The organism is Haloarcula sp. Atlit-47R, assembly GCF_003665985.1.
GTDB lineage: Archaea > Halobacteriota > Halobacteria > Halobacteriales > Haloarculaceae > Haloarcula > Haloarcula taiwanensis.
Window position 1 is genome coordinate 623,336 of record NZ_QPLQ01000002.1, and the last position, 15,087, is coordinate 638,422.

Annotated in this window: 17 protein-coding genes and 1 tRNA gene; 15 read left to right on the forward strand and 3 right to left on the reverse strand. The window is 61.1% G+C overall.

Annotated elements, in window-relative coordinates:
- Positions 1–4: 4 nt before the first annotated feature.
- The 9 genes from DVK00_RS10880 to DVK00_RS10920 all read left to right on the forward strand — a co-directional run bounded on the left by DVK00_RS10880 (position 5) and on the right by DVK00_RS10920 (position 9,003).
- Positions 5–1,852, forward strand: coding sequence for an ABC transporter substrate-binding protein (locus DVK00_RS10880; RefSeq protein WP_101349267.1), 1,848 nt, complete (start codon positions 5–7; stop codon positions 1,850–1,852).
- Positions 1,853–1,964: 112 nt separating this feature from the next.
- Positions 1,965–3,005: an ABC transporter permease gene (locus DVK00_RS10885; protein ID WP_101349266.1), complete on the forward strand. Its 1,041-nt coding sequence runs from the start codon at positions 1,965–1,967 to the stop codon at positions 3,003–3,005.
- Positions 3,002–4,462 (forward strand): ABC transporter permease, encoded by a 1,461-nt coding sequence (locus DVK00_RS10890; protein WP_121577707.1) that lies wholly within the window; start codon positions 3,002–3,004, stop codon positions 4,460–4,462. Before DVK00_RS10885 ends, DVK00_RS10890 begins: the two co-directional genes overlap by 4 nt.
- Positions 4,459–5,679, forward strand: a complete 1,221-nt coding sequence (locus DVK00_RS10895; RefSeq protein ID WP_101349264.1) for an ABC transporter ATP-binding protein — start codon at positions 4,459–4,461, stop codon at positions 5,677–5,679. The genes DVK00_RS10890 and DVK00_RS10895 overlap by 4 nt, the downstream gene beginning before the upstream one ends.
- Entirely contained in the window at positions 5,672–7,009 is a 1,338-nt protein-coding gene (locus DVK00_RS10900; protein WP_101349263.1) for an ABC transporter ATP-binding protein, read from the forward strand. Before DVK00_RS10895 ends, DVK00_RS10900 begins: the two co-directional genes overlap by 8 nt.
- Positions 7,002–7,409 (forward strand): hypothetical protein, encoded by a 408-nt coding sequence (locus DVK00_RS10905; RefSeq protein ID WP_101349262.1) that lies wholly within the window; start codon positions 7,002–7,004, stop codon positions 7,407–7,409. The genes DVK00_RS10900 and DVK00_RS10905 overlap by 8 nt, the downstream gene beginning before the upstream one ends.
- 37 nt (positions 7,410–7,446) lie before the next feature.
- Positions 7,447–7,971 (forward strand): hypothetical protein, encoded by a 525-nt coding sequence (locus tag DVK00_RS10910; protein WP_101349261.1) that lies wholly within the window; start codon positions 7,447–7,449, stop codon positions 7,969–7,971.
- Positions 7,972–8,120: 149 nt separating this feature from the next.
- Positions 8,121–8,205: transfer RNA gene (locus DVK00_RS10915), tRNA-Leu, on the forward strand.
- Positions 8,206–8,490: 285 nt separating this feature from the next.
- On the forward strand, positions 8,491–9,003 hold the full coding sequence (locus DVK00_RS10920) for a DUF5813 family protein (RefSeq protein ID WP_121577708.1): 513 nt from the start codon (positions 8,491–8,493) through the stop codon (positions 9,001–9,003).
- A 40-nt stretch (positions 9,004–9,043) separates the two neighbouring features.
- On the opposite strand, the gene DVK00_RS10925 is transcribed toward DVK00_RS10920, so the two are convergent.
- Together DVK00_RS10925 and DVK00_RS10930 are read right to left on the reverse strand one after the other, a co-directional pair.
- Positions 9,044–9,274, reverse strand: coding sequence for an Lrp/AsnC family transcriptional regulator (locus DVK00_RS10925; protein WP_004593869.1), 231 nt, complete (start codon positions 9,272–9,274; stop codon positions 9,044–9,046).
- Between the two features lie 2 nt (positions 9,275–9,276).
- Complete coding sequence (locus DVK00_RS10930) at positions 9,277–9,963, reverse strand: TrkA family potassium uptake protein (RefSeq protein WP_101349259.1); 687 nt, start codon at positions 9,961–9,963, stop codon at positions 9,277–9,279.
- A gap of 140 nt (positions 9,964–10,103) precedes the next feature.
- Between DVK00_RS10930 and DVK00_RS10935 the strand changes: the two genes are divergently transcribed.
- Together DVK00_RS10935 and DVK00_RS10940 are read left to right on the forward strand one after the other, a co-directional pair.
- Positions 10,104–10,334, forward strand: coding sequence for an Lrp/AsnC family transcriptional regulator (locus tag DVK00_RS10935; RefSeq protein WP_101349258.1), 231 nt, complete (start codon positions 10,104–10,106; stop codon positions 10,332–10,334).
- A gap of 52 nt (positions 10,335–10,386) precedes the next feature.
- Positions 10,387–10,707, forward strand: a complete 321-nt coding sequence (locus DVK00_RS10940) for a hypothetical protein (RefSeq protein WP_121511206.1) — start codon at positions 10,387–10,389, stop codon at positions 10,705–10,707.
- Here DVK00_RS10940 and tmk read toward each other — a convergent pair.
- Positions 10,704–11,291 (reverse strand): dTMP kinase, encoded by a 588-nt coding sequence (tmk, locus tag DVK00_RS10945; RefSeq protein ID WP_101349256.1) that lies wholly within the window; start codon positions 11,289–11,291, stop codon positions 10,704–10,706. The two genes, DVK00_RS10940 and tmk, sit on opposite strands and share 4 nt — an antisense overlap.
- A gap of 140 nt (positions 11,292–11,431) precedes the next feature.
- Between tmk and DVK00_RS10950 the strand changes: the two genes are divergently transcribed.
- The 4 genes from DVK00_RS10950 (at position 11,432) to cofC (ending at position 15,030) form a co-directional block, all read left to right on the forward strand.
- On the forward strand, positions 11,432–12,355 hold the full coding sequence (locus DVK00_RS10950) for a complex I NDUFA9 subunit family protein (protein ID WP_121577709.1): 924 nt from the start codon (positions 11,432–11,434) through the stop codon (positions 12,353–12,355).
- Between the two features lie 113 nt (positions 12,356–12,468).
- A complete protein-coding gene (locus DVK00_RS10955; protein ID WP_005536054.1) occupies positions 12,469–13,650 on the forward strand; it encodes a tubulin/FtsZ family protein in 1,182 nt (393 codons plus the stop codon).
- On the forward strand, positions 13,628–14,404 hold the full coding sequence (locus tag DVK00_RS10960) for a hypothetical protein (RefSeq protein WP_101349254.1): 777 nt from the start codon (positions 13,628–13,630) through the stop codon (positions 14,402–14,404). Before DVK00_RS10955 ends, DVK00_RS10960 begins: the two co-directional genes overlap by 23 nt.
- Positions 14,404–15,030, forward strand: a complete 627-nt coding sequence (cofC, locus tag DVK00_RS10965; protein ID WP_101349253.1) for a 2-phospho-L-lactate guanylyltransferase — start codon at positions 14,404–14,406, stop codon at positions 15,028–15,030. The genes DVK00_RS10960 and cofC overlap by 1 nt, the downstream gene beginning before the upstream one ends.
- The last annotated feature ends 57 nt before the right edge of the window (positions 15,031–15,087 follow it).

Consider the following 15,087-nt stretch of genomic DNA (forward strand, 5'->3'; position numbering starts at 1 on the left):
TAGCATGGAACGGCGATCGTTTCTGAAAGCAACGGGCAGTGCTGCGGCCGCCGCAGCGCTGGCGGGATGTTCCAGTGATAGTGACGAGACTGAGGGCGCAGCGGAGGAGACCGGCGGCGGCACGGACTCGACAGACTCCAGTGGTGGCGATGTCGGGACCGATCTGAAACAGGACGGGGACCTCTGGCGGGTCAACACGGGGACGATGACGACGATGGACCCGATCGAGGCGACCGACACCCAGTCGGGAATCGTCATCCAGCAGATGTTCGATCCGCTGATGAACTATCCCGACAGCCAGCCCGCTGTAGAGGGGCTTATGGCTGCGGACTACGAGGTATCTGATGACTTCACGACCTACACGTTCCAGTTGAAGGACGCGACTTTCCACAACGGCGACACCGTAACCGCTAGTGACTTTGTCTACGCGTTCGAGCGGTTGACTGCATCTGACAACTCTAGTCGCGCCTACTTCGTTCTGGATTCGCTGGGCGTGACACACGAGACGACGACTGAGACGGTCGACGGCGAGGAACAGGAAGTGTACAAGCCCGGGACACTCGGCGTCACGGCCGTTGACGAAACAACGCTCGAGATCCAGCTAGACGCGCCGTTTGCCTCCACGCTGGAGATGCTCGCGTACTCATCTTTCTCACCGGTTCCTGAGGGCATGGTTGGCGACATCGAAGGGTACGAGGGCGAGATGACCCAGGCCGAGTTCTCCAGTTCGAACCCGATCGGAAACGGCCCCTTCGAGTTCGATACGTGGAACTCCGGAACAGAGGCCAGAGTCAGCGCGTACGACGACTACTATGGCGAGAGTCCGAGCGTCGACGGCGTCCACTTTGCGGTTATCGAGAACGACTCGGCCAATTACAACTATGCGATGAACCGGAACGCCGATATCTTCGAACTCCCCACGGCGCAGTACGACCCCGGGAAGGTGTCCGTTGAGGAGGAAGACGACGAGGGTCGCCAGATCGGGACCTACGGCGAGTTGCGCAACGGCGACACGGCTAATTACTCCGCCGTGTCGAACATCGGGGTGTTCTACCTTGGGTTTAACATGGCCAGCGTACCCAAGCCGGTCCGTCAGGCGGTCGCGTACGCGATGAACCAGCACACCGTTGTCGAGCAGGTGTTCAAGCAGCGCGGCGAGCCTGCGTACAATTTCACGCCGAAATCCATCTTCCCCGGTGGTGCCCAGAACTACAACGACCGCGCCGAAAACGAGTACCCGTACGGCTACGACGACAGCCAGCTCGGAAAGGCCCGATCGGTGATGGAAGAGGCTGGCTACGGCGAAAACGAGCGCGTCGCCGTCGAGCTGACGATCTACGAGTCCGGTGTCTGGAGCGAAACTGCAAGCATTCTTCGAGACCAGCTGCAGAGCGTCTACATCGACCTCGAAGTCAACCAGGCGCCGTTCAACACGCTCCTCGAGCGTGGTCGCAACGGCGAACTAGAGATGTACTCGCTTGGCTGGGTCGCTGACTGGCCCGCGCCGGATAACTTCCTCCAGCTGCTGAACCCGCCACAGACCGATACGAGTCTTGACTTCCCGATTTCGTATGTCAACTGGCAGCCGGAGAACGGCGACGCTGCCCAGCAGGCCGCGGAGGCGTACCAGTCGATTGCTGACAACCCGGCACCGACGGAGGAGGATCAGGCCGCCCGGAACGACGCGTACATCCAGATGGAGAACGCGAACTGGGAAGACGTCGCAATGCTGCCGGTGTATCACGAGCTGACTGAGCTGTTCTGGTACGACCACGTCGACTTCACGCCGCCAGCCGGAATGGGGCCGAGCCGACAGAAGATGAACACCGTGTCGCTCGGAGACAGACAGTAATCGCGTCCCTGCTGGCGTGATCGTCCCCGCCACGGTTGGTGACGGGAACGACTTCGCAGCCCTCAGAGATTATGAACTCACAAGTACCCGTACAACGGAGACAAGCTAAGCCATGAGCCGCGCTACGTATCTGCTCAAGCGCTTGGTACTGTCGATCCCTGTTATCATATTCGGGACGACAGTAACGTTCGCAATTATCCGGCTGGGGCCGCTCAGTCCTGCAGCGGCGATCCTCGGCCCCCAAGGTGACGCTCGTGCGATTCGACAGATCGAGCAACGGTTGGGACTGAACGAACCGCTCTGGGAACAGTACTTCGACTTTATGGGAGACCTGTTCCTGTTCGATCTGGGCCAGTCGTGGGTCGTCAATTCCGGGACACCGGCAATCGACCTCATCATCAGCTACGCACCACGGACGATCTGGCTCGGATTCTGGGCGGTCCTGATCGCCCTCGGGATCGGCATTCCGCTCGGCTTCTACGCCGGCCTGAATCCCAATACGTTCTCGGATTACTTCGCTTCCTTCGGTGGGATTGTCTGGCGGGCGATGCCGAACTTCTGGCTCGCGGTCATTCTGGTGACGGTGCTGTCACAGACGGAACAGCTGTTCGGGTTCAGTTGGACCAGCTTTATTGTCGAGACCAACGTCGTGACCTCGCCGAACCTCGCCGTGCTCAAGAATCCCACGAGACTGATAACCGATCCGGGACAGGCATGGACCAACCTCGCGAAAGCGACAAAACAGATACTGCCGCCCGCACTGGTGCTCGGATCCGCATCGATGGGCACAGAGATGCGGATCGGCCGAACTGCCGTTCTCGAAACGATCAACTCGAAATACGTCGAAACAGCCAAGGCCAAAGGCGTCTCACCGCGGGTACTGGTCTGGAAGCACATCTTCCGGAACGCCCTGATTCCGCTCGTACCGGTGATCACTGCGGAGGCGTTCATCTTGATCGGCGGGTCAGTGCTCGTCGAGACCGTCTTCTCGATCAACGGTATCGGTCTCCTGTTCTTCCGGGCAGCGGAGCAGGGTGACCTCCCACTTGTTGGAACACTGATGTATCTGTTCATCCTTCTTATCGTCGGGCTGAATATCGTACAGGACTTCGCGTACACAATCATCGACCCACGCGTGGGGTACGACGGATGAGAGAGACAGAACCCACCGAAGACATCGATCAGCCGCTGAGGGACCGACTCAAGGCACACCCTAGACCGGCACTACTGTGGGGTGTCGTGCTCTGTGCCCTGTTACTGCTTGAGGGACCGACGTACCTCGATGGGTTGTTCGGCGCGATAAGCTACGTGCTCGCGTTATTCCCGGGGTCGCCCGGCGCTGAGGCGTTCGCCAGTGCGTCAGCCCTCTGCAGCGACCTGCCGCATCTGCTGAGCCGAGAACTGATACCCAACCGAGGGTACTACGACGGGAGTGCTTGGCAGGGCACGTTCCTCGGCCTTGAGCCGAAGTACGCATGGCTCATTCGCTTCCTGCTGGTGTATGCATACGTCGCAGTCTTGTTGGCGTGGCTGTGGTACGGGTACGTGCTCTTCCGACGGCACTATCGCGCTGCTGACTGGACGCCGACTGACGACGTCATCGACCGGCTTCGAAGTCACTACTGGGGCCTGTTCGGACTCGCTGTCGTCGTCTTCTTCGTCACAATGGCCGTGTTCGCTCCCGTTGTCGGCCCAACGACAGCCGAAGAGAATATCCAGGGGCCGTACTCCCACGAGATGCAGTACTTCAACGAGGACACGGAGACGGTCGAAACGATTACCATCGGCGAGGCGAATCTCGGGTCCGCGTCGCGCGGGAGCGGGGACAGCAACGTCGGGATATGGAGTTACGACGACTTCGGGCGATTCCACCCTGTCGGAACGCTCGTCAGCGGTAAGGATCTGTTCACCTTCCTCGCCTTCGGCGCACGGGTGTCGCTGTTCATCGGCCTCGGATCGATGGCGATTGCGGGCTTTATTGCGACGACGCTGGCGTTAGTTACCGCCTATTACAAGGGGGTAACTGACCTCATTGTGGTCCTGACCAGTGACTCCGTGCAGGCGATGCCAGCATTGCTGCTGGTGATTCTTGCGACAGTGGTGTTCAAGAACCACTGGATAGCAGAGATTTACAACGGGGCGATGCTGTTCATCCTCCTGTTTGCGCTGATACGCTGGCCGGGGCTGTGGCGGGCGGTACGTGGTCCTGCGTTACAGGTCGGCGAACAGGAATGGGTAGATGCGGCAAAGAGTTACGGCCAGCGACCCACTGTGATTATGCGGAAACACATGGCACCGTATATCCTCGGTTATCTCCTGGTTTACGCCTCCCTGACGCTCGGTGGCGTCATTATTTCCGTCTCTGCCCTGTCGTTCCTCGGACTCGGGATTACCGCCCCGACTCCCGAGTGGGGGCGGGCGATTAACATCGGGCAACAGTACATCGCCAGTCAGTCCTGGCACATCTCGCTCATTCCGGGCATCCTGATTACGCTGGTCGTCACCGGCTTCAACGCGTTGAGCGACGGGATTCGGGACGCGATTGACCCACAGAGCGAGGGTGCTGAAGGCGGTGCAACTGGCGCGGCCGCCGGAGGTGGTGGCGGATGAGCCACATCGAAGACGGCGAGCCGCTGCTGGCCGTTGACAACCTCCGGACCGTGTTCCACAGCGACAAAGAGGAAATTCGCGCTGTCGACGGCGTTTCATTCGATATTGCACGCGGCGAGACGCTCGGTATCGTCGGCGAATCCGGTTCGGGCAAGAGTGTCACCGCGCGCTCGATTATGGGACTGGTCGATAGTCCGGGCGAAATCAGCGAGGAGTCGTCCATACGGTTAGACGGGCGAGAGCTGACGACGCTTTCGGAGAAGCAATACCGATCAGTTCGTGGCGGCGACATCGCGATGGTGTTTCAGGACCCGCTGAGCTCGCTCAATCCGGTGTACACTGTCGGGAACCAGATCATCGAGGCGCTGGAGCTCCACCGCGGTATGGAAGGGGCCGAAGCCAAGTCGGAGGCCATCGAACTGCTGCGTGCAGTCGGCATCCCCGACGCGGCACGCCGTGTCGATGAGTTCCCCCACGAGTTCTCCGGCGGGATGCGCCAGCGAGCCGTCATCGCGATGGCACTGGCCTGTGACCCAGACCTGCTCATCTGTGATGAGCCGACGACAGCACTCGATGTCACCATTCAGGCCCAGATTCTGGACCTGTTACAGGAGATTCAGACGAAGCGTGACATCGGTATCATGTTCATCACGCACGACATGGGCGTCATCGCGGAGGTCGCCGACCGCGTCGCCGTGATGTACGCCGGCGAAGTCGTCGAGCAGGCACCCGTAGAGGAACTGTTCGCGAACCCACACCACCCCTACACACAGGGACTCTTGCAGAGTATTCCCGGCCGGAACCCCAGTACAGATCGGCTACCCACTATCGAAGGGGACGTGCCGACGCCACACGAATCGGCGTCGTACTGTCGGTTCGTCAGCCGGTGCCCGAAGGCCTTTGACGAGTGTGAGCGGGTCCATCCCGCCCACGTCGAAGTCAGCGAATCAGCGGACCACACGGCCGCCTGTCTCCTGTACCCCGAAGATATGCCTACCGACGACACTGTGACACAGCACGAAGCGAACGCGGACCAGACAGGCGTCGAAGCAGACGAAGCACTGTCGGCGGACGACTGGCCAGTTGAGCGCCGAGCAGCCGGTGAAGACACCGGCCCGGCCGGGTCCGAAGACAGCGACGCACGGGCTGATGGTGGCCACGGCAGCAGTGCCGTGGACACCGGCGGCCAGCGGGAGGGAGGTGACCCAGATGAGTGAATCTGTCGTCGAGACCGCGTCCCACCAGACCGGCGAGACATTGCTCGATGTGCAGGATCTGAAGACGTACTACGAAGGCGGTGGACTGCTCGGCGGGGACCCAGTGAAAGCCGTCGACGGCGTGAACTTCGAGATCTCGCGCGGCGAGACGTTCGGGCTGGTCGGTGAATCCGGCTGTGGCAAGACAACCCTCGGTCGGACACTCATCCAACTGGAAACGGCTACCTCCGGGACAGTCTCCTTCGATGGAACGGATATAACCGAACTCAGCGGCGACGACCTCAAGGAGTGGCGCCGCAACGCCCAGATGGTGTTTCAGGACCCCGAATCGAGCCTCAACGACCGGATGACTGTCGGTGAGATTATCCGCGAACCGCTGGACGTCCACGAGCAGGGCACGGCTCGCGAGCGTCGGGAGAAGGTGCGGACACTGCTCGATCAGGTCGGACTCATGCCGGAACACTACTACCGGTACCCCCACCAGTTCTCCGGCGGCCAGCGACAGCGTATCGGCATCGCACGGGCGCTCGCACTCGAGCCGGAGTTCGTCGTCCTCGACGAACCCGTTTCGGCGCTCGACGTGTCCGTCCAAGCCCAGATACTCAATCTGCTGGAAGACCTGCAAGAAGAGTTCGGCCTCACGTACCTCTTCATCGCGCACGACCTGAGTGTGGTCCGGCACATCTGTGACCGCGTCGGAGTGATGTACCTCGGGAACCTCATGGAGGTCGGGCCGACGGAGCAGCTGTTCCAGCGCCCAGAAAACCCCTACACACGCGCGTTACTGTCGGCGATTCCGGAACCGGACCCGACGGTTCAGGCAGACCGGATTACCCTGCCCGGCTCGCCACCGAGTCCACGGGACCCACCGGAAGGGTGTCCCTTCGCAACGCGGTGCCCCGTCCGGATACGGCCCGAAGACATAGACGCTAGCGATGCGGTGTGGGACCGGATCCGAGAGTTCCGTGATGTCATTCGCGAGCGGTCCCGCGCGGAACAGTCGCTCGGTGAGCGGCTCAAGGAACGGCTCGGGTTCGACACCGCGTTGGCTGACGGCGAGGAAATCGTCGAGGAAGAGTTCAGCGACGTGGACCTCCCGCCGGACGTACGAGAGCACGTCGAACAGGCTGCGACGTATCTCAGTGATGGGGACCCCGATGCTGCACGGGCGTACCTCAAGGAAGTGTTCGGCGGTCGGTGTGACACCGAAACACCGCAGTACTACGATGTCGACGACAGACGGATGAGCTTCTGTCACCGGCACGCACAGGAGCACGTCTCCCCTGGCGACGAACTGCGCCAACGTGGCTACGACACGCACGATGGATAACCTGGCGGGAAAGGTACTCGATCTGCTGTGGTACGCCATCGGCGTAACGCTCACAGCGACGCTTATCGGCGGCGTACTCTCACCGCTTCGCGGCGGCGGCTGGGTGACAGTGAAGTTCGTGCTGTTTTTTATCGGCTTCGCGCTGTTTGGCTACGCTTCGGTTACGCTGTGGCGTGCGCCGTCTCTCGATTCCGACGACTCGGACGACTCCGCCGTGTCGTTTGGCGTGTCGGCACGGGAGCGGACACCGTTCGAGTCGATGCTAGCTCGTGTCGTCCCGCCCCTCGATACGCTCGCTCCGCCCGAAGACCGGCTCTCGCCGCCGGTGAAGCTCTTCGTTGCGAGTCTGTTCGTCCTCGGGCTCTCCCTGAGCATGGAAGTCATCTTCGGCGTCCAGTGACACCACCATTTACCTCCCGCGGGCGTAACGACAGGGTATGGTAAAGACAGGTGGCGAGGGGACAGACGACCTCGAACGGCTTGCCGCTGGTTCTGACGCCCGCAAGGCATCGTGGAAACAGACGTTAGAGGAGACACAGGCGCTGGCGGACCAGCGGCGTTCTGACGGCCGCGAGGCAGTCGTCGTCCCCGCCGGGGATGCGGGTCTACGGACAGTCGACGACGGTGACAGCCTCGAACTCGTGTTCGTTATTCCGGGCAACAAGGCCGAAGGCGTGACGCGACTGGTCGAATCGAATCCCCTCGAAGCGTACGACGTGTACCGGCGAACAGTCGGAGAGCAGGTGTTTCTGGCCGTCGAGTATTTCGATCCGGACGCCGCTTCGCTGTTCATCGCTGGCGCGTACGAACTCCGGGACGCCGGTAACGCGGTGACTGCTGCGAACGACGGGGCGACGTTCCAGACGTTGCTCAGGAAACTGGACGGGACGCCGGTCGCATCGTTCGACCACGCAGACCGGACGAAGTTCCTCCCGACCGACAGGCTCCCGGTCGAGGAGTAGGGACAGGCGTCAGAGAGTACGCGACAGTTGAACAGTGTGTCACGGTCGCTATCGAACTTCACCGGCGTGCCTGCGATAGGACACGATGGCCCACCTCGCAGTCCAAGACCGAAAGGACCATTCACTAGCCCCCGCAGAGTTCAATCTGCGCGAGGGTAGCCGAGCTTGGCCAAAGGCGGTGGGCTTAAGACCCGCTCCCGTAGGGGTCCGTGGGTTCGAATCCCATCCCTCGCATTCTGCGACGAGTGAACACGAGGAGCGGTGCAAACGGGATGCGAACTACGGACGGGAGAGCGATTCGGGTGAGGAGAGTGCGCTGTTCACCGGACGCTGTGGCTTGTGCACAGTTGGCCACAGACTTCACAGGAGCAACGCTGACCGCTTATGTGTGACACACTCGACAGTCTATGTGGCACAGCCGTGTCGGTCACAGATCCGGGTGCGGCGATGACAGATGCTTCGAACGGAGAGAGGGCGGACACGACGCGTTTTTGCACGTCTGTGGCCTATACCGGCGTAATGACTGACGTGCCAAACGACGTTGCCGAAGCGTTCGACCGACACGATGCGCTCGTCCCGGCCGGGGATAGCTACGCTGTCGAGACGACGAACTTCGACGCTCGCGTAACTGCGACCGAGGGCGAAGAGTGGCGGACGAACTACGAGGTGACGGTCAGAGCGCCGTCGCTGCAGGCCGCGACAAGCGACGAGGTCGGTGCTGCCGTCGTCGATGGCTGGCTTGAGACGCTGGAGCGGCGGCTGGAGGACGCGCCGAAAGCGACCCGAACTGCTGTCGAACTGGACGAGTACAGCGTCGTCGAGGACGGCGAGCAGGTCGTGGTCGCGTTCGAGTACACAATGGGTGGCGAACGGCAGGCCGCAGACGTCGCAAAGACCTTCGTCGAGTACGTCGAAGGGACGTACGTTGAGGGCGTCATACCCGGTTACGACTACGTCGGTGTCGTGGCTGACCTGCTCAATTCGGCGAGTACCGGTGGCAGTGACGGCTCTCGTGGCGGGACACCGCTATAGTGGGGCCGTGCCGAGTACGGCATACAGATAACGCTCTGTCTCAATCCATCGCGATATACGTCTGTGTCGTTTCGACGCCCTGAATTTCTTGGATGTGCGTCGCTGCGACATCCTTGACTTCAGCGGGCGTCTCCACGTTCACTTTCGCTATAAAGTCGACGTCACCGGCAACGATGTGTGCCTCGACAACACCGTCGACGGCTTCGATATCATCCTTCAGGCGGTCCGCGTCACCGGTGTGGGCTTTGACCATGACGTATGCAATGACCATGTTCAGGCACCTCCAAGCGCGGTTGCGCGCTCTGATTCGCCAACAACGATGCTTCGGACATCCGAAAGCGTCTCGAAGTCGGCCAGTATCACGACTCGGTCACCGGCCTCTAGCGTTTCGTCCGGGTTGGGAATGGCGAGCGGGGCCTCGCCTTTCCCGTGTGCCATCAGCCGGGAATCCGACGGCAGTTCCAGTTCCGACAGCGTGTACCCCTCCATCGGCGATTGCCGCTGGATGGTAAACTCCACGAGCTGGAGGTTCTGTGCGATATCGGCGACTGCGCGGATGTTCCCGCCCAGCAGCGCATTCTTGGCGGCGATAGCGCCCAGTCGTTCAGGGTAGATTACCTCGTCGACCTCGGAAGCGTAGCGCCGGTAGATCTCTTCGCGGTAGTCCTCGTCGATGCGCATGACGGTTCGACAGCCGTGTTCTTTGGCGATCATACAGGCAACGAAGTTGTCGTTCAGGTCGCCGGTGAGCGCGCCGAGTGCGTCGGCAGCTTCGAGATCAGCGCTGCCGAGCGTCTCCTCGATAGCGCCATCGCCCGCAATCACCTCGAAGCCAGCCGTTCGCGCGCGCTCGACTGCGTTCTCATCGCGCTCGATGAGGACAACTTCGTGGCCACTCTCTTGCAGGACGCGAGCCGTCCGCAGTCCGACACGACCTGCACCCACGATAACGAATCGCATACACCCTCCTATGGGGCGGGGGTGAATAAAAGTACCCACCCGGTGGAACCACCAGACGCCTTGACCACGCCGTCAAACAATACAGCCGTTGTTTTTTCCTGACGAAACCTTTTTCGTGCCATGACACGACACACCATAATATGGTTAGCGCGTTCATTATGGTCAAGACGGCTGCCGGCAAATCCGAAGACCTCCTTGCGGCAGTTCGAGACGCCGAAGGCATCACTGAGGCACACATCGTCGCCGGGCAGTACGACATCATCGCCGAAGCGACAGGTACCGAGGTGTACGACATCATGCAGTCGGTCTCGGGTCACATCCGAGACCTCAACGGCGTCGACGACACGCGCACGTACATCTGTTTGGAGTGAGCGCCCCGCGTTGTTCCGACACCGCAAAGGGACTTGCCGCCCTACGGCGAACATGGTCAGTGTCGCCGGTATTATCGGCCTGCTCGTCATCGTGCTGGTCAACAGTGCTGTGACGGCGCTCATGACGCGCTTTTTCCGCGTCCGCTTGCACACTCGGTGGGGGAGCCTCATCTACTCGCTGCTCCTCTGTCCGGTAGTCATGGTCGTCATCCTGCTGGTGTTGAGTGGCGTGTTCAGTCTCGGTGCGAACCTCGGGAGTCAGACCGCTGTCCTCCTCGTAACTATCGTTATTCCACTCGCTACCGGGATGACGTTCGATTACTTCTGGATGCCCGCTCCCGACGAAGTCGAACTACCGGCGTCGATGGACTAATCGAGAATCGCTGCTCGGACCTGTTCGTACACAGCATCCGGGTCGGCGGTTGCGTCGACGCGAACGAACCGCTCCGGGTCGGCTTCGATTAGTCGCTCGTAGTTGTCACGCACCGTTGTGAGATACTCTGCCGTCTCGAACTTGTTCGTCGCGCCGCTTCGCTGTGCGGCGGTTTCTGGATCGAGATCGAGATACACAGTCCGGTCCGGCGGCCGGGTCCAGGGCGCGTGGACCTCGCGAACGTACGACAGCGGGTCGTCCAAGGTCTCACTCGCTTCGAGTGTCGCACCCTGATAGGCGTACCGAGAGTCGCTGTAGCGGTCGGAGACAACGAGCCGGTCTTCGCTGAGTGCCGGTCGGACCGTGTCCGAGAGGTGTGCGGCGTGGTCTGCCGTATAGAGGAACAGTTCGGCCAGCGAGTCCGCGTCGTCGTTGTCGATGGAGCGCTGGACGGCGTCGCCGTACCAAGTATCCGTCGGTTCGCGCGTGAACACAGTTTCGCTGGGGACAGCGTCGTCGCTCCGGAGCCGTTCCCACACGGTCGTCTTGCCGCTCCCGTCCAGTCCTTCGAGCGTGACGAGCATACCTCACAATCTGTGTGGGGGGACGTAAGCGCCCCGACCTGAACGGTGTATCCGTAGCCTGACACAAGTGACCGGACTGCGGGCCCGTCGATCAAATAAATACGCTCACCTTTACGGTTCTACCAACTGTATTGGAGTCCATGGATGTACTTGTCGTCGGCGGGACCGGATTCATCGGACAACACCTATGCCGTGAGCTCGACGAGCGAGGGCACACCGTCACTGCGCTGTCTCGGTCACCAGAAGACGCAACACTACCAGACGGTGTCGAAACCGTCTCCGGGGACGTCACAGACTACGGGAGTATCGAGAGCGCGTTCGAAAATCAGGACGCGGTGTATTATCTGGTCGCACTGTCGCCCCTGTTCAAACCGGACGGCGGCGACAAGATGCACGAGCGCATTCATCTCGGCGGGACGGAAAACAGCGTACAGGCCGCAGAAGAGCACGGCGTCGACCGGTTCGTCCAGCTGAGCGCACTGGGTGCAGACCCCACCGGCGACACACACTACATCCGGTCGAAGGGAGAGGCTGAGCAGGTTGTTACGGGGTCTTCGCTGGACTGGACCATTTTCCGCCCGTCGGTCGTCTTCGGTGAGGGCGGTGAGTTTGTCTCCTTCACGAAGCGCCTCAAGGGGATGTTCGCGCCGGGTGTCCCGCTGTATCCGCTTCCCGGCGGCGGCAGACAGACGACGTTCCAGCCGATCTGGGTCGGTGACCTCGTGCCGATGCTCGTCGACAGTATCGAATCCGAAGACCACGTCGGCGAGACCTACGAGGTCGGTGGGCCGGAAGTACTGACGCTCAGAGACGTGACCAATCAGGTGTACGATGCCGAGGGGTCGTCAGTAAGCGTCGTCCCCCTTCCGATGCCACTAGCGAAGGTCGGGCTCTCTGTCTTGGGAAGTGTCGGGTTCCCGATGGGTGCCGACCAGTACCGGTCACTCAAATTCGATAACACGCCAGCGACCAACGAAATAGATGCATTCGGTGTCAGTAGTGACTCTCTAACGACACTCAGCGGATATCTCAGGGGAGAAGCGCCAGCAGTAGCCACTTCCTAAAGAGAATTGTGTTAGATAGTATTGATTTTCAATCCTGGCTTTCAGGGCTGAGAGCCGGGCAAAACACTTATACTCGCCATCGCTCTTTGACCCTTTAAGCGGAGAACCATATAATGAAACTGGCGATGATCGGCTTCGGGCAGGCCGGTGGCAAAATTGTGGACAAATTCCTCGAGTACGACAAGGAAACCGGCTCGGGAATCGTCCGCTCGGCTGTTGCGGTCAATACAGCAAAAGCAGACCTGCTTGGGCTAGAACACATTCCGGAAGAGAATCGAGTGCTCATTGGCCAGGCTCGCGTCAAGGGCCATGGCGTGGGCGCGGACAACGAACTCGGCGCGGAAATCGCCGAAGAGGACATCGACGAGGTGCAGGGTGCGATTGACAACATCCCCGTCCACGAAGTCGACGCTTTCCTCATCGTCGCCGGCCTCGGCGGCGGGACGGGGTCGGGCGGGTCGCCGGTCGTCGCAAAACACCTCAAGCGCATCTACACCGAACCGGTGTACGGTCTGGGCGTCCTGCCGGGCAGCGACGAGGGTGGTATCTACACCCTCAACGCCGCCCGCTCGTTCCAGACGTTCGTGCGCGAGGTGGACAACCTCATGGTGTTCGACAACGACGCCTGGCGACAGACCGGCGAGTCCGTTGAGGGGGGCTACGACCACATAAACGAGGAAATCGTCCGCCGCTTCGGCGTACTGTTCGGAGCCGGTGAGATCGAGGCCGGCGACAACGTCGCCGAAAGTGTCGTCGACTCCTCGGAAATCATCAATACGCTCGACGGCGGCGGCGTCTCCACCGTCGGCTACGCCTCCGAGGACGTCGAGGTGTCCTCTGGCGGCGGCGGCCTGCTCTCGCGGTTCAAGGGCGACGACTCGTCCGACGACGGAATGGATACGGCCAACACCACGAATCGTATCACGTCGCTCGTCCGGAAAGCCGCGCTCGGCCGACTGACACTCCCCTGTGAGATCGAGGGTGCAGAGCGTGCCCTCCTCGTGATGGCAGGGCCGCCGGAGCACCTGAACCGGAAGGGAATTGAGCGCGGCCGGAAGTGGCTTGAGGAGCAAACCGGTTCGATGGAGGTCCGCGGTGGCGACTATCCGACCAACGCCCCGAAAGTGGCCGCATCCATCCTGCTGGCCGGCGTCCACAACGTTCCGCGAATCAAGGAACTCCAGCAGGTCGCCATCGAGGCCCAGGACAACATCGACGACATCCGTAACCAAAGCGAAGATAACTTAGAGGACTTGGTCGAAGACGACGAAGATGAACTTGATCCGCTGTTCTAACAAGACCGTCGCACTCCTCTGTGTTGTCGCGCTGCTCGCGACTGCCGGCACAGCGAGTGCGTTCTCTGTCTCTGCCGACGGGGTGCCGACCGAGAGTGCCGTCGGCGAAGAGGTGTCGGTGACGTACACGATAGACGACCCGTTCACCGATGCGCCGAACGAATGGACACTTGCCGGTTCGACCGAACTCCAGAACGTTAGCTGGACGGTCACCGTGTTGCGTGCTGGGAATCAGGTGAATCAAGAGACCTACGGCGACCAGTCTTTCGAACAGGATCTGGAAATCGATAACAACGGTGACCAAGTCCGCGTCGAACTCGTCGGCACGACGCCAGCCATCTCGAATTACACGTACGACCCGGCACAGAACTATCAGGTCGCCTCGCTCAGTCGAATCAGCGGCAACAACGAAGAGGAGTTCCGCAGCGACACCGCTCACCACTACACCGAAGAGAGTCAGGCCGCGAGGCAAGCGATCGACGACGCACAGGCTGCAATCGACGCGGCCGGTGGGAACGAAAACGCCGAAGAACTGGTCAGTAGCGCCATCTCCTCATACGAGAACGGAAACTTCCAGAACGCCCAGGACCTCGCCGGGCAGGCTGAGAGTCAGGCACAGCAGGCCCAGCAGAGCGCCCAGACCCAGCGAACGCTCCTGCTGGTCGGCGGCGGACTTGTCGTCCTCCTGTTGCTGGTCGGTGGCGGCTACTACGCGTACACGCAGATGAGTGAGGACGAGTACTCCAAGCTGTAATGCGTCTTGTCGTCCCCGTCTCGGGGTCTGCCCCCAAAACGCGACTTGCGTCTGTTCTGTCTCCAGCCGAGCGCCGTGATTTTACCGAAGCTATGCTTTCAGACGTCGTCGACGCAGTGACAGCGGCGGGCCACGAACCCGAGATCATCTCGACAGCACCGCTTGACTGTGCCGTGCCGGTCACCGTCGACGACCGCGGACTCGACGCGCTCGTTAACGACCTGCTCGCGTCGACAGTGACTGACGGCGAACGAGCGCTTGCCGTCGTGATGGCCGACCTCCCGCTCGTAACTCGTGAGAGCATCGAGCGACTGCTCGCTCCCGAAGCCGACGTGGTGCTGGCCCCGGGCCTGGGCGGCGGGACGAACGCCTTCGTCTGTCGGCACCCCGAATTCAGGGTCGATTACCACGGCGCGTCTATCCGCGACCACCGAGAGACCGCACGCGACGTGGGAGCCAGCGTTACCGAAATTGACTCGCGGCGGCTCGCGACCGATATCGACGAACCGGATGATCTCGCAGAGGTGCTGTTACACAGCGAGGGCGCGGCCGCGGATTGGCTCACACAGTCAGGGTTCGAACTGACAGCCGCCGGTGGGCGAGTCGACGTGCAGCGATCTCGGTAGTTTGGACCAGTCTCCGCCGCCGTAATATCAATCCTGATACTCCCGAGTTTACATTTA